The organism is Shewanella goraebulensis, assembly GCF_030252245.1.
GTDB lineage: Bacteria > Pseudomonadota > Gammaproteobacteria > Enterobacterales > Shewanellaceae > Shewanella > Shewanella goraebulensis.
Map to the genome: position 1 here is coordinate 4,402,776 of NZ_CP126972.1, position 16,583 is coordinate 4,419,358.

The window sequence follows — 16,583 nt, forward strand, 5'->3', positions numbered from 1 at the left end:
CACTTAAAAGAAATTAGGCGCTTGGCTATGACCTACTTTTACATGGGCATATCAATCACACTATGAGCTGTTGATGTATCTAAAATTGAGCTTTAGCTTCGTTTCTGAACATGTTTATCTTAAATGACAAACACAAAAAAGCCCGTTACGTGAACCACGGGCTATCAGCTCTCTTAAAAAGAGGAATTAGGTGCTTGGCAATGACTGAATTTCACATGGGCATATCAATCACACTGTCTTTCGCGGCACTAATTCTTACTCGCTATAAACGAAAAAAGCCCTGACTATTAAGTCAGGGCTTTCTCGACTCTCTAAAAAGAGAAATTAGGTGCTTGGTAATGACCTACTTGCGCATGGGCGTATCAACCACACTATCAACTGTTGGACAGACACAAAAAAGCCCGTTACGTGAGTAACGGGCTATCTGCTCTCTTAAAAAGAGAAATTAGGCGCTTGGCGATGACCTACTTTCACATGGGCATATCGGCCACACTGTCTTTCGCTTCACTAAATTCTTACTCGCTATATACGAAAAAAGCCCTGACTGTTAAGTCAGGGCTTTCTCGACTATCTTAAAAGAGAAATTAAGCGCTTGGCAATGACCTACTTTTGCATGGGCATATCAATCACACTGTCTTTCGCGGCACTAATTCTTACTCGCTATAAACGAAAAAAGCCCTGACTGTTAAGTCAGGGCTTTCTCGACTCTCTAAAAAGAGAAATTAGGTGCTTGGTAATGACCAACTTGCGCATGGACGTATCAACCACACTATCAGCTGTTGCACAGACACAAAAAAGCCCGTTACGTGAGTAACGGGCTATCTGCTCTCTTAAAAAGAGAAATTAGGCGCTTGGCAATGACCTACTTTCACATGGGGAGACCCCACACTATCATCGGCGCTATTGCGTTTCACTACTGAGTTCGGGATGGGATCAGGTGGTACCACAATGCTATTGTCACCAAGCAAATTTGGTGTTAATCGCTTATCGCAATTAACTAAATTCGGAAAGCTGTTTCTTTGAGTTTCAAGTACATGGATGTACTTGATGTCATAAATGCAGGAGCATTTTATGACCTTACTTTATTAAGCGCTTTATATTCTTCACTAAGTCTTACCTTTAACAGTAAGTAATAAATCTAGTTACCATCAACTCAGATAAAAACTCATCTGGGTTGTATGGTTAAGCCTCACGAGTCATTAGTACAGGTTAGCTCAACGCCTCACAACGCTTACACACCCTGCCTATCAACGTCCTAGTCTCGAACGGCTCTTTAGAGGAATTAAATTCCTAGGGATGACTCATCTTAGGACTCGCTTCCCGCTTAGATGCTTTCAGCGGTTATCGATTCCGAACGTAGCTACCGGGCAATGCTATTGGCATAACAACCCGAACACCAGCGGTTCGTCCACTCCGGTCCTCTCGTACTAGGAGCAGCTTCCTTCAATCATCCAACGCCCACGGCAGATAGGGACCGAACTGTCTCACGACGTTCTGAACCCAGCTCGCGTACCACTTTAAATGGCGAACAGCCATACCCTTGGGACCGACTTCAGCCCCAGGATGTGATGAGCCGACATCGAGGTGCCAAACACCGCCGTCGATATGAACTCTTGGGCGGTATCAGCCTGTTATCCCCGGAGTACCTTTTATCCGTTGAGCGATGGCCCTTCCATACAGAACCACCGGATCACTATGACCTACTTTCGTACCTGCTCGACGTGTATGTCTCGCAGTTAAGCTGGCTTATGCCATTGCACTAACCGTACGATGTCCGACCGTACTTAGCCAACCTTCGTGCTCCTCCGTTACTCTTTGGGAGGAGACCGCCCCAGTCAAACTACCCACCAGGCACTGTCCCGAACCCCGATAAGGGGCCGCGGTTAGAACATCAAAACTACAAGGGTGGTATTTCAAGATTGACTCCACTCCATCTAGCGACGAAGCTTCAAAGTCTCCCACCTATCCTACACATGTAGGTTCAATGTTCAGTGCCAAGCTATAGTAAAGGTTCACGGGGTCTTTCCGTCTAGCCGCGGGTATACGGCATCTTCACCGCAATTTCAACTTCACTGAGTCTCGGCTGGAGACAGCGTGGCCATCATTACGCCATTCGTGCAGGTCGGAACTTACCCGACAAGGAATTTCGCTACCTTAGGACCGTTATAGTTACGGCCGCCGTTTACTTGGGCTTCGATCATGAGCTTCTCCGAAGATAACCCAATCAATTAACCTTCAAGCACCGGGCAGGCGTCATACCGTATACGTCATCTTACGATTTTGCACAGTACTGTGTTTTTGATAAACAGTTGCAGCCACCTGGTATCTGCGACTCCCAGCAGCTTAGAGAGCAAGTCTCATCACCGCCAGGAGCGTACCTTCTCCCGAAGTTACGGTACCATTTTGCCTAGTTCCTTCAGCCGAGTTCTCTCAAGCGCCTTGGTATTCTCTACCCGACCACCTGTGTCGGTTTGGGGTACGATTCCTACTAACCTGAAGCTTAGAAGATTTTCCTGGAAGCATGGCATCAACTACTTCATCCCCTTGGGGACTCGTCATCAACTCTCAGCCTAGTGTTCACCCGGATTTGCCTAAGTGAACAGCCTACAGTCTTAAACGCGGACAACCAACGCCGCGCTAGCCTAGCCTTCTCCGTCTCTCCATCGCAGTTAGCAAAAGTACAGGAATATTGACCTGTTTCCCATCGACTACGCCTTTCGGCCTCGCCTTAGGGGTCGACTCACCCTGCCCCGATTAACGTTGGACAGGAACCCTTGGTCTTTCGGCGTGGGGGTTTTTCACCCCCATTATCGTTACTCATGTCAGCATTCGCACTTCTGATACGTCCAGTGTGGGTTACCCCTTCACCTTCAACCGCTTACAGAACGCTCCTCTACCGCTTGCTCCTAAGAGCAAACCCATAGCTTCGGTGTATTGCTTAGCCCCGTTAAATCTTCCGCGCAGGCCGACTCGACTAGTGAGCTATTACGCTTTCTTTAAATGATGGCTGCTTCTAAGCCAACATCCTAGCTGTCTAAGCCTTCCCACATCGTTTCCCACTTAGCAATAACTTTGGGACCTTAGCTGATGGTCTGGGTTGTTTCCCTTTTGACGACGGACGTTAGCACCCGCCGTCTGTCTCCCGAGTAGTACTCACTGGTATTCGGAGTTTGCAAAGGGTTGGTAAGTCGGGATGACCCCCTAGCCTTAACAGTGCTCTACCCCCAGTGGTATTCGCTCGAGGCGCTACCTAAATAGCTTTCGAGGAGAACCAGATATCTCCGAGTTTGATTGGCCTTTCACCCCCAGCCACAAGTCATCCGCTAATTTTTCAACATTAGTCGGTTCGGTCCTCCAGTTGATGTTACTCAACCTTCAACCTGCCCATGGCTAGATCACTCGGTTTCGGGTCTACACCTTGCAACTAAACGCGCAGTTAACACTCGGTTTCCCTACGGCTCCGCTATTCGCTTAACCTCGCTACAAAATGTAAGTCGCTGACCCATTATACAAAAGGTACGCAGTCACGGTCTCAAGAACCGCTCCCACTGCTTGTACGTACACGGTTTCAGGTTCTATTTCACTCCCCTCACAGGGGTTCTTTTCGCCTTTCCCTCACGGTACTGGTTCACTATCGGTCAGTCAGGAGTATTTAGCCTTGGAGGATGGTCCCCCCATATTCAAACAGGATGTCACGTGTCCCGCCTTACTCGATTTCATCTATGGTTAGTTTTCATGTACGGGGCTATCACCCTGTGCCGCTGTGCTTTCCAACACATTCCACTAACACCCCATAGACTTAAGGGCTAATCCCCGTTCGCTCGCCGCTACTAGGGGAATCTCGGTTGATTTCTTTTCCTCTGGGTACTTAGATGTTTCAGTTCCCCAGGTTCGCCTCATAACGCTATGTATTCACGTTATGATGACCACTTATGTGGCCGGGTTTCCCCATTCGGACATCGTTAGCTCAAATGCTTGTTACTAGCTCGCCAACGCTTTTCGCAAGTTACTACGTCCTTCATCGCCTCTGACTGCCAAGGCATCCACCGTATACGCTTAGTCACTTAACCATACAACCCAAATAAGTTTCAAAAGAAACTCAAGTTGTACCGTAACTAGCTGGTTTATTACTAATTTGCATCTCTTACGAGTACACAAATTCGCCTTAGTTTTTAGAATATTCAAGACACTTAATAAAGTGTTTTGAGAACTCAATGTATTACTGAAAAGGGATTAACTTCTCAATAATACGATTTGTATTAATTAACATGACAGACTCATGCAATTAAATACTATCAGCTTTCCAAATTGTTAAAGAACAATGCTAACCGGCTTGCGGCGCATTTCGCTCAACTCCATAAAGGAGTAACAAGCAATCTGTGTGAACACTCAACAAACATCAAGTTAGTCGTATAGGTAAGGAGGTGATCCAGCCCCAGGTTCCCCTAGGGCTACCTTGTTACGACTTCACCCCAGTCATGAACCACACCGTGGTAAACGTCCCCCCGAAGGTTAGACTATCTACTTCTGGTGCAGCCCACTCCCATGGTGTGACGGGCGGTGTGTACAAGGCCCGGGAACGTATTCACCGTAGCATTCTGATCTACGATTACTAGCGATTCCGACTTCATGGAGTCGAGTTGCAGACTCCAATCCGGACTACGACGTACTTTGTGAGATTAGCTAGACCTTGCGGCTTTGCAACCCTCTGTATACGCCATTGTAGCACGTGTGTAGCCCTACTCGTAAGGGCCATGATGACTTGACGTCGTCCCCACCTTCCTCCGGTTTATCACCGGCAGTCTCCCTAGAGTTCCCACCATAACGTGCTGGCAAATAAGGATAGGGGTTGCGCTCGTTGCGGGACTTAACCCAACATTTCACAACACGAGCTGACGACAGCCATGCAGCACCTGTCTCAGAGTTCCCGAAGGCACCAATCCATCTCTGGAAAGTTCTCTGGATGTCAAGAGTAGGTAAGGTTCTTCGCGTTGCATCGAATTAAACCACATGCTCCACCGCTTGTGCGGGCCCCCGTCAATTCATTTGAGTTTTAACCTTGCGGCCGTACTCCCCAGGCGGTCTACTTAATGCGTTAGCTTGGGAGCCCAGTGCTCAAGGCACCAAACTCCGAGTAGACATCGTTTACGGCGTGGACTACCAGGGTATCTAATCCTGTTTGCTCCCCACGCTTTCGTACATGAGCGTCAGTCTTTGTCCAGGGGGCCGCCTTCGCCACCGGTATTCCTTCAGATCTCTACGCATTTCACCGCTACACCTGAAATTCTACCCCCCTCTACAAGACTCTAGTTCACCAGTTCCAAATGCAATTCCCAGGTTGAGCCCGGGGATTTCACATCTGGCTTAATGAACCGCCTGCGTACGCTTTACGCCCAGTAATTCCGATTAACGCTTGGACCCCTCGTATTACCGCGGCTGCTGGCACGAAGTTAGCCGGTCCTTCTTCTGTAGGTAACGTCACAGCAGTTGTTTATTAAACAACTGCCTTTCCTCCCTACTGAAAGTGCTTTACAACCCTAGGGCCTTCTTCACACACGCGGCATGGCTGCATCAGGGTTTCCCCCATTGTGCAATATTCCCCACTGCTGCCTCCCGTAGGAGTCTGGGCCGTGTCTCAGTCCCAGTGTGGCTGATCATCCTCTCAGAACAGCTAGGGATCGTCGCCTTGGTAAGCCATTACCTTACCAACTAGCTAATCCCACCTAGGTTCATCCAATCGCGAAAGGCCCGAAGGTCCCCTCCTTTCCCCCGTAGGGCGTATGCGGTATTAGCAGTCGTTTCCAACTGTTATCCCCCTCGACTGGGCAGATCCCTAGGCATTACTCACCCGTCCGCCGCTCGTCAGCAAAGAAAGCAAGCTTTCTTTCTGTTACCGCTCGACTTGCATGTGTTAGGCCTGCCGCCAGCGTTCAATCTGAGCCATGATCAAACTCTTCAATTAAAGTTTTTTTGAAACATTCACTCTTATAAATAAAAGAGAAGTTTCGGCTCAATGAATTCTGATTACATTATGCAGACTCGGAAGAATCTACATCCTGTTTGTTACATATTGCTATGAACACTCATCGTTACATTGATAATAATTTTGATTGCCACCTAAGTGACAATTTCGATTAACTCAACACCTGTGAGTGTCCACACAGATTTACTTGTTTGATTGTTAAAGAGCGTTGACCGTGTTGGTCAGGGATGCGTATTCTACGCTTTCCCTCGTTGGCGTCAAGTGTTTTTTCAAACTTCTTTTTGCCGTTGATTTGAGGTAGTTAAAACCGCTTCAAATCAAGCTGACTCAGTATTGGCTAGTGCCTGTTGCCGTGTCAGTGGATGCGCATTATAGGCAAATACTGAAACACCGCAAGGGCTTTTTTCAATTAATTTCAGTTTTATTAAACAAAGGTATTTAGCAACAAGATACTCAGAAGTTAACCCCACAGTTATCCACAAAAATAATCATTGTTACCGTTTTTAGGAGTGTCATTGGCCCTCTAACTAACAGTTCGATGTAAGACCAAATTGTATAAAATAGCTTTTATCAATCCAATAACTCACAGTAGTGAGTATTAAGTGGCTTTTATTTTTATCTAATATGTAATTAAGTAATCCTTTTTACAGCTTAGCTTTTAATTAGAGGCATATAAGGCATAAAGGCATAAAGGCATAAAGGTATAAAGGTATAAAGGTATAAAGGTATAGAAGGTATAGAAGGTATAGAAGGTATAGAAGGTATAGAAGGTATAGAAGGTATAGAAGGTATAGAAGGTATAGAAGGTATAGAAGGTATAGAAGGTATAGAAGGTATAGAAGGTATAGAAGGTATAGAAGGTATAGAAGGTATAGAAGGTATAGAAGGTATAGAAGGTATAGAAGGTATAGAATTTTGAAATGCGTATGTCGTTTATACAATTAGCTTCCGCAATCCAAATAAAATGATAATTACATTATTAATTATGTAGCTACAATATTTCGTTCTCTGTCTAGTCTTCGTAAACTGAAAACATTAATAATGACTTTTTATGTAATGTATTGGCGAATGATCTGCGTGCTAGTGAGAAATTTACTGAAATTAAGATTTTATCTATCCAGCCAATTTGCATTGCATGAAGAGCCAATTCTAAACCATCGTAAAACTAGGTTATGAGTAGTTAACTTATAAATAGCCACAGGCTTATAGATCGTACTTATATTCGATAGCAATATCTCTTAAATTTATTCAAATTACAGAAACAAGAAAGCCCATCATATCATTAATGGGCTCGGTTATGATTGAGCGTCATGCAATGGTCTACTTCTTAGTATCCTTGAAAGGGAAGTGGCAACATCGAACGCACTTACATTTGATAGCGTTACTTCTTAAAAATCTTCAATCTACAGAAACAAAAAAGCCCCTTAATTCAGTAATGGACTCTTGAGTAATTGAGCGTCTTACAATACCCTGCTTCTTCCTATCCTGTATGGACTATCAACCATACTTACATTTGATAGCAATACTTCTTAAGAATCAAAATTACAGACACAAAAAAGCCCGTCACATCAGCAACGGGCTCTATCGTAATTTAGCGTCTGGGAATGACCTACTTTCACATGGGGAGACCCCACACTATCATCGGCGCTATTGCGTTTCACTACTGAGTTCGGGATGGGATCAGGTGGGACCACAATGCTATTGTCCCCAGACAAATCTGGTTTTAAAGATGGTGCTGATACCCAGAATCGAACTGGGGACCTCATCCTTACCAAGGATGCGCTCTACCGACTGAGCCATATCAGCATGATCTTGCTCAAGACTACTTTTCAGTAATTTGAGACTTAAATTAGGCGCTTGGCGATGACCTACTTTCACATGGGGAGACCCCACACTATCATCGGCGCTATTGCGTTTCACTACTGAGTTCGGGATGGGATCAGGTGGTACCACAATGCTATTGTCACCAAGCAAATTTGGTGTTAATCGCTTATCGCAATTAACTAAATTCGGAAAGCTGTTTCTTTGAGTTTCAAGTACATGGATGTACTTGATGTCATAAATGCAGGAGCATTTTATGACCTTACTTTATTAAGCGCTTTATATTCTTCACTAAGTCTTACCTTCAACAGTAAGTAATAAATCTAGTTACCATCAACTCAGATAAAAACTCATCTGGGTTGTATGGTTAAGCCTCACGAGTCATTAGTACAGGTTAGCTCAACGCCTCACAACGCTTACACACCCTGCCTATCAACGTCCTAGTCTCGAACGGCTCTTTAGAGGAATTAAATTCCTAGGGATGACTCATCTTAGGACTCGCTTCCCGCTTAGATGCTTTCAGCGGTTATCGATTCCGAACGTAGCTACCGGGCAATGCTATTGGCATAACAACCCGAACACCAGCGGTTCGTCCACTCCGGTCCTCTCGTACTAGGAGCAGCTTCCTTCAATCATCCAACGCCCACGGCAGATAGGGACCGAACTGTCTCACGACGTTCTGAACCCAGCTCGCGTACCACTTTAAATGGCGAACAGCCATACCCTTGGGACCGACTTCAGCCCCAGGATGTGATGAGCCGACATCGAGGTGCCAAACACCGCCGTCGATATGAACTCTTGGGCGGTATCAGCCTGTTATCCCCGGAGTACCTTTTATCCGTTGAGCGATGGCCCTTCCATACAGAACCACCGGATCACTATGACCTACTTTCGTACCTGCTCGACGTGTATGTCTCGCAGTTAAGCTGGCTTATGCCATTGCACTAACCGTACGATGTCCGACCGTACTTAGCCAACCTTCGTGCTCCTCCGTTACTCTTTGGGAGGAGACCGCCCCAGTCAAACTACCCACCAGGCACTGTCCCGAACCCCGATAAGGGGCCGCGGTTAGAACATCAAAACTACAAGGGTGGTATTTCAAGATTGACTCCACTCCATCTAGCGACGAAGCTTCAAAGTCTCCCACCTATCCTACACATGTAGGTTCAATGTTCAGTGCCAAGCTATAGTAAAGGTTCACGGGGTCTTTCCGTCTAGCCGCGGGTATACGGCATCTTCACCGCAATTTCAACTTCACTGAGTCTCGGCTGGAGACAGCGTGGCCATCATTACGCCATTCGTGCAGGTCGGAACTTACCCGACAAGGAATTTCGCTACCTTAGGACCGTTATAGTTACGGCCGCCGTTTACTTGGGCTTCGATCATGAGCTTCTCCGAAGATAACCCAATCAATTAACCTTCAAGCACCGGGCAGGCGTCATACCGTATACGTCATCTTGCGATTTTGCACAGTACTGTGTTTTTGATAAACAGTTGCAGCCACCTGGTATCTGCGACTCCCAGCAGCTTAGAGAGCAAGTCTCATCACCGCCAGGAGCGTACCTTCTCCCGAAGTTACGGTACCATTTTGCCTAGTTCCTTCAGCCGAGTTCTCTCAAGCGCCTTGGTATTCTCTACCCGACCACCTGTGTCGGTTTGGGGTACGATTCCTACTAACCTGAAGCTTAGAAGATTTTCCTGGAAGCATGGCATCAACTACTTCATCCCCTTGGGGACTCGTCATCAACTCTCAGCCTAGTGTTCACCCGGATTTGCCTAAGTGAACAGCCTACAGTCTTAAACGCGGACAACCAACGCCGCGCTAGCCTAGCCTTCTCCGTCTCTCCATCGCAGTTAGCAAAAGTACAGGAATATTGACCTGTTTCCCATCGACTACGCCTTTCGGCCTCGCCTTAGGGGTCGACTCACCCTGCCCCGATTAACGTTGGACAGGAACCCTTGGTCTTTCGGCGTGGGGGTTTTTCACCCCCATTATCGTTACTCATGTCAGCATTCGCACTTCTGATACGTCCAGTGTGGGTTACCCCTTCACCTTCAACCGCTTACAGAACGCTCCTCTACCGCTTGCTCCTAAGAGCAAACCCATAGCTTCGGTGTATTGCTTAGCCCCGTTAAATCTTCCGCGCAGGCCGACTCGACTAGTGAGCTATTACGCTTTCTTTAAATGATGGCTGCTTCTAAGCCAACATCCTAGCTGTCTAAGCCTTCCCACATCGTTTCCCACTTAGCAATAACTTTGGGACCTTAGCTGATGGTCTGGGTTGTTTCCCTTTTGACGACGGACGTTAGCACCCGCCGTCTGTCTCCCGAGTAGTACTCACTGGTATTCGGAGTTTGCAAAGGGTTGGTAAGTCGGGATGACCCCCTAGCCTTAACAGTGCTCTACCCCCAGTGGTATTCGCTCGAGGCGCTACCTAAATAGCTTTCGAGGAGAACCAGATATCTCCGAGTTTGATTGGCCTTTCACCCCCAGCCACAAGTCATCCGCTAATTTTTCAACATTAGTCGGTTCGGTCCTCCAGTTGATGTTACTCAACCTTCAACCTGCCCATGGCTAGATCACTCGGTTTCGGGTCTACACCTTGCAACTAAACGCGCAGTTAACACTCGGTTTCCCTACGGCTCCGCTATTCGCTTAACCTCGCTACAAAATGTAAGTCGCTGACCCATTATACAAAAGGTACGCAGTCACGGTCTCAAGAACCGCTCCCACTGCTTGTACGTACACGGTTTCAGGTTCTATTTCACTCCCCTCACAGGGGTTCTTTTCGCCTTTCCCTCACGGTACTGGTTCACTATCGGTCAGTCAGGAGTATTTAGCCTTGGAGGATGGTCCCCCCATATTCAAACAGGATGTCACGTGTCCCGCCTTACTCGATTTCATCTATGGTTAGTTTTCATGTACGGGGCTATCACCCTGTGCCGCTGTGCTTTCCAACACATTCCACTAACACCCCATAGACTTAAGGGCTAATCCCCGTTCGCTCGCCGCTACTAGGGGAATCTCGGTTGATTTCTTTTCCTCTGGGTACTTAGATGTTTCAGTTCCCCAGGTTCGCCTCATAACGCTATGTATTCACGTTATGATGACCACTTATGTGGCCGGGTTTCCCCATTCGGACATCGTTAGCTCAAATGCTTGTTACTAGCTCGCCAACGCTTTTCGCAAGTTACTACGTCCTTCATCGCCTCTGACTGCCAAGGCATCCACCGTATACGCTTAGTCACTTAACCATACAACCCAAATAAGTTTCAAAAGAAACTCAAGTTGTACCGTAACTAGCTGGTTTATTACTAATTTGCATCTCTTACGAGTACACAAATTCGCCTTAGTTTTTAGAATATTCAAGACACTTAATAAAGTGTTTTGAGAACTCAATGTATTACTGAAAAGGGATTAACTTCTCAATAATACGATTTGTATTAATTAACATGACAGACTCATGCAATTAAATACTATCAGCTTTCCAAATTGTTAAAGAACGGGCTTAAAAAAGCCAAAGATAAAGCTGTCGCTTTATCTTTGGCGTCTCTATCCAAATATGCATGACTTACGTTTAAATAAAAGTAAGTAAATGGTGGAGCTATGCGGGATCGAACCGCAGACCTCCTGCGTGCAAGGCAGGCGCTCTCCCAGCTGAGCTATAGCCCCATTTACATGCAGTCAAACAAAATACGTTAATACAAAACCTTCATTTTAGGAGAAATAGAAGATTTTGGTGGGTCAGAGTGGACTTGAACCACCGACCTCACCCTTATCAGGGGTGCGCTCTAACCAGCTGAGCTACAGACCCAACGTAATTTTGCTCTTTCTTTCTATCAAGTAATCTGTGTGAACACTCAACAAACATTAAGTTAGTCGTATAGGTAAGGAGGTGATCCAGCCCCAGGTTCCCCTAGGGCTACCTTGTTACGACTTCACCCCAGTCATGAACCACACCGTGGTAAACGTCCCCCCGAAGGTTAGACTATCTACTTCTGGTGCAGCCCACTCCCATGGTGTGACGGGCGGTGTGTACAAGGCCCGGGAACGTATTCACCGTAGCATTCTGATCTACGATTACTAGCGATTCCGACTTCATGGAGTCGAGTTGCAGACTCCAATCCGGACTACGACGTACTTTGTGAGATTAGCTAGACCTTGCGGCTTTGCAACCCTCTGTATACGCCATTGTAGCACGTGTGTAGCCCTACTCGTAAGGGCCATGATGACTTGACGTCGTCCCCACCTTCCTCCGGTTTATCACCGGCAGTCTCCCTAGAGTTCCCGCCATTACGCGCTGGCAAATAAGGATAGGGGTTGCGCTCGTTGCGGGACTTAACCCAACATTTCACAACACGAGCTGACGACAGCCATGCAGCACCTGTCTCAGAGTTCCCGAAGGCACTAAGCTATCTCTAGCGAATTCTCTGGATGTCAAGAGTAGGTAAGGTTCTTCGCGTTGCATCGAATTAAACCACATGCTCCACCGCTTGTGCGGGCCCCCGTCAATTCATTTGAGTTTTAACCTTGCGGCCGTACTCCCCAGGCGGTCTACTTAATGCGTTAGCTTGGGAGCCCAGTGCTCAAGGCACCAAACTCCGAGTAGACATCGTTTACGGCGTGGACTACCAGGGTATCTAATCCTGTTTGCTCCCCACGCTTTCGTACATGAGCGTCAGTCTTTGTCCAGGGGGCCGCCTTCGCCACCGGTATTCCTTCAGATCTCTACGCATTTCACCGCTACACCTGAAATTCTACCCCCCTCTACAAGACTCTAGTTCACCAGTTCCAAATGCAATTCCCAGGTTGAGCCCGGGGATTTCACATCTGGCTTAATGAACCGCCTGCGTACGCTTTACGCCCAGTAATTCCGATTAACGCTTGGACCCCTCGTATTACCGCGGCTGCTGGCACGAAGTTAGCCGGTCCTTCTTCTGTAGGTAACGTCACAGTAACAACGTATTAAGCTGCTACCTTTCCTCCCTACTGAAAGTGCTTTACAACCCTAGGGCCTTCTTCACACACGCGGCATGGCTGCATCAGGGTTTCCCCCATTGTGCAATATTCCCCACTGCTGCCTCCCGTAGGAGTCTGGGCCGTGTCTCAGTCCCAGTGTGGCTGATCATCCTCTCAGAACAGCTAGGGATCGTCGCCTTGGTAAGCCATTACCTTACCAACTAGCTAATCCCACCTAGGTTCATCCAATCGCGAAAGGCCCGAAGGTCCCCTCCTTTCCCCCGTAGGGCGTATGCGGTATTAGCAGTCGTTTCCAACTGTTATCCCCCTCGACTGGGCAGATCCCTAGGCATTACTCACCCGTCCGCCGCTCGTCAGCAAAGAAAGCAAGCTTTCTTCCTGTTACCGCTCGACTTGCATGTGTTAGGCCTGCCGCCAGCGTTCAATCTGAGCCATGATCAAACTCTTCAATTAAAGTTTTTTGAAACATTCGAAAATGCTTCGGCTCAATGAATTCTGATTACATTATGCAGACTCGGAAGAATCTACATCCTGTTTGTTACATATTGCTATGAACACTCATCGTTACATTGATAATAATTTTGATTGCCACCTAAGTGACAATTTCGATTAACTCAACACCTGTGAGTGTCCACACAGATTACTTGATAAATTGTTAAAGAGCGTTAGCGCATCTCGGTAAGCCCGAGTGGCTAGGGATGCGTATTTTACGCAATTCCCGTTTCGCGTCAAGTCATTTTTAAACTAATTTAAAAACTCTTTTCAGCGTCACTTTACAGTGAACTGATTTAGCGTGTACACCATGCTATTGCGTGGTTTGCCGTGTCAGTGGATGCGCATTATAGGCAGATTCTGAAACACCGCAAGGGCTTTTTTCAATTAATTTCATTTATTTTAAAAGATTCTATTTAGCCACAAGCTAATCACTATTAATCCACAACTTTATCCACAAACTAGTCTCTAGCGCTTGTTTCTTATACAGTTTTGTCGATATAAAAAAAGCAGCTATCAATAGCTGCTTTAATTAAATGTACTTAGGAAAGCTAAATTAAGTTAGTTTGCCATGGCATTGCTTGTACTTTTTACCTGAACCACATGGACAAGGATCATTACGACCCACTTTTTCCCCATCACGGATAACCGTTCTTGGGATTGCCGCTTCAGCTTCTGTGTTATCAGTTAATGCTTCTGACGCTGCGTGTTGATAATCGCGTTGAATTTTAGCTTCTTCATCACGACGACGCTGCTCCATTTCATCAACATCTGATTGAGCTTGTACCTGAACCTTAGACAATACGCTGATGACATCGAGTTTAAGTGACTCTAGCATTTGCTGGAATAACTCAAAAGATTCACGCTTGTACTCTTGCTTTGGGTTCTTTTGTGCATAACCGCGTAAATGAATACCTTGACGTAAATGGTCCATCGCTGCGAGATGCTCTTTCCAAAGGCCATCTAACGTTTGCAGCATAACCGCTTTTTCAAATTGGCGAAGCACTTGTGCACCGACCATTTCTTCTTTAGCTTTGTATGCATCACTCCAACTCGTTACGATTCGCTCACGTAACGTTTCTTCATGTAAATCATCTTCAGTATCTAACCACTGTTGAATCGTCAGTTTTAAACCATACTCTTGTTCAAGACGTTGTTCTAAACCTGGTACATCCCACAACTCTTCAACCGATTGCTGAGGAATATATTGATCGATAACAGTACTAATCACATCTTGTTCGATGTTTGAAATAGTATCTTCGATACTTTCCGCATCCATCAACTCATTACGTTGTGAGTAAACAACTTGGCGTTGGTCATTTGCAACATCATCATATTCAAGTAATTGCTTACGAATATCGAAGTTACGCGCTTCAACTTTACGTTGAGCATTTTCAATAGCACGTGATACCCATGGATGCTCGATGGCTTCGCCTTCTTCCATACCCAGTTTTTTCATCATGCCCGTTACTTTATCTGATGCAAAGATACGCATTAAGCTATCTTCCATTGATAAGTAGAAACGTGAAGAACCCGCATCACCTTGACGACCAGAACGACCACGTAATTGGTTATCAATACGACGCGACTCATGACGTTCAGTACCAAGAATATGCAGACCACCAGAAGCGATTACAGCATCATGACGCACTTGCCATTCAGCTTTGATACGCGCTATTTGATCTTCAGTTGGGTTATTAAGTGCTTCGACTTCAACTTTCCAGTTACCGCCTAACACGATATCGGTACCACGACCTGCCATGTTAGTTGCAATCGTTACCGTACCGGCACTACCAGCATCAGCAACAATTTGCGCTTCTTTCTCATGGAATTTCGCGTTTAGTACAGAGTGTGGGATCTTAGCTTGCTTTAATAACGTTGCTAATAGCTCCGACTGCTCAATCGAAACTGTACCCACAAGTACAGGCTGACCACGCTCACGACAACCTTTAATATCGGTAATAATAGCATTGTATTTTTCAGTAGCAGTTAGATAAACCAAATCAGCCATGTCATTACGAACCATCGGCTTATTAGTTGGTACTACTACTGTATCAAGTCCGTAAATGTGCTGGAACTCAAATGCTTCAGTATCAGCGGTACCTGTCATACCAGCTAACTTCTCATATTGGCGGAAGTAATTTTGGAATGTAATAGACGCTAACGTTTGGTTTTCGTTTTGAATGTTTACACCTTCTTTAGCTTCTACAGCTTGATGTAAACCTTCAGACCAACGACGACCTGGCATTGTACGACCAGTGTGTTCGTCAACAATAATCACTTCACCATCTTGAACAATATAATCTACATCGCGTTCAAACAATGTATGAGCGCGAAGTGCTGCATTAACGTGATGTAATAAAGAGATGTTGGCAGCCGAATAAAGTGAATCACCTTCGTTTAATACGCCAATATCGATAAGTAGTTGTTCTACCTTTTCTTGTCCACGTTCAGTGAAGTGAACTTGTTTTGCTTTTTCATCGACGCTGAAGTCACCTTCACCAATCTCATCTTCGGTGTCTTCTTTCTCTTGGACAATAAGATTTGGAATTAGCGTGTTTACTTTGATGTATAGCTCAGAACTGTTTTCAGCAGCGCCTGAAATAATTAGCGGTGTACGCGCTTCATCAATCAAGATTGAATCGACTTCATCGATTAGTGCATAGTGAAGTGGACGCTGAACTCGCTCTTGTGGCGAAAACGCCATGTTGTCGCGAAGGTAATCAAAACCAAACTCGTTATTAGTACCATAAGTAATATCTGAGTTATACGCTTCTTTCTTTTCAACTTGGCCAAGACCGGCGACGTTAATGCCGACGGTTAAACCTAGAAATTCAAAAAGAGGACGGTTATTTTCAGCATCACGACCAGCAAGATAGTCATTCACTGTAATAACGTGAACACCTTTACCCGTTAAACCATTTAAATATGCAGGAAGTGTTGCGGTAAGTGTTTTACCTTCACCCGTTCTCATTTCAGCGATACGGTTACTATCTAGCACCATACCACCTAATAATTGGACGTCGAAATGACGCATTTCGAATACACGCTTTGATGCTTCACGAACTGTAGCAAATGCTTCAGCCATAATAGCTTCTAATGTTTCACCATTTTCTATGCGCTGACGAAACTCTTCTGTTTTTGCTTTTAGTTCGTCATCAGTCAGCTTTTCATATTCAGCTTCTAATGCATTAATCTTAGTTACAACTTTACCAAGGCCTTTCAAGGTACGGTCGTTACGACTGCCGAATACTTTTGTCAGTAATTTGCCTAACATCTTAATCACTTATCTCTTGTAGGTTGAGC

The 16,583-nt window shown here is 45.8% G+C and carries 1 protein-coding gene, 3 tRNA genes and 7 rRNA genes; all 11 read right to left on the minus strand.

The annotated features are described in order from the left end of the window. Positions 1–849: 849 nt before the first annotated feature. Positions 850–965: ribosomal RNA gene (gene rrf / locus QPX86_RS18535) — 5S ribosomal RNA — on the minus strand. 213 nt (positions 966–1,178) lie between these two features. Beyond that, positions 1,179–4,070, minus strand: a 23S ribosomal RNA gene (locus QPX86_RS18540). Between the two features lie 347 nt (positions 4,071–4,417). Next, positions 4,418–5,962: ribosomal RNA gene (locus QPX86_RS18545) — 16S ribosomal RNA — on the minus strand. Between the two features lie 1,617 nt (positions 5,963–7,579). Next, positions 7,580–7,695, minus strand: a 5S ribosomal RNA gene (rrf, locus tag QPX86_RS18550). Positions 7,696–7,713: 18 nt separating this feature from the next. After that, positions 7,714–7,789: transfer RNA gene (locus QPX86_RS18555), tRNA-Thr, on the minus strand. Positions 7,790–7,838: 49 nt separating this feature from the next. After that, a 5S ribosomal RNA gene (rrf, locus tag QPX86_RS18560) occupies positions 7,839–7,954 on the minus strand. Between the two features lie 213 nt (positions 7,955–8,167). Further along, a 23S ribosomal RNA gene (locus QPX86_RS18565) occupies positions 8,168–11,059 on the minus strand. A 342-nt stretch (positions 11,060–11,401) separates the two neighbouring features. Next, positions 11,402–11,477: transfer RNA gene (locus QPX86_RS18570), tRNA-Ala, on the minus strand. Positions 11,478–11,542: 65 nt separating this feature from the next. Further along, positions 11,543–11,619: transfer RNA gene (locus QPX86_RS18575), tRNA-Ile, on the minus strand. Between the two features lie 74 nt (positions 11,620–11,693). Next, positions 11,694–13,238, minus strand: a 16S ribosomal RNA gene (locus tag QPX86_RS18580). Together the 16S, 23S and 5S rRNA genes with 3 tRNA genes alongside form the textbook arrangement of a ribosomal RNA operon. 595 nt (positions 13,239–13,833) lie before the next feature. Further along, positions 13,834–16,554: a preprotein translocase subunit SecA gene (gene secA, locus QPX86_RS18585; RefSeq protein WP_285163490.1), complete on the minus strand. Its 2,721-nt coding sequence runs from the start codon at positions 16,552–16,554 to the stop codon at positions 13,834–13,836. Positions 16,555–16,583: the final 29 nt, after the last annotated feature.

Coding starts and splice junctions, on each gene's coding strand:
- secA (WP_285163490.1), bottom strand. CDS start 16,554: ATGTTAGGCAAATTACTGACAAAAGTATTCGGCAGTCGTAACGACCGT.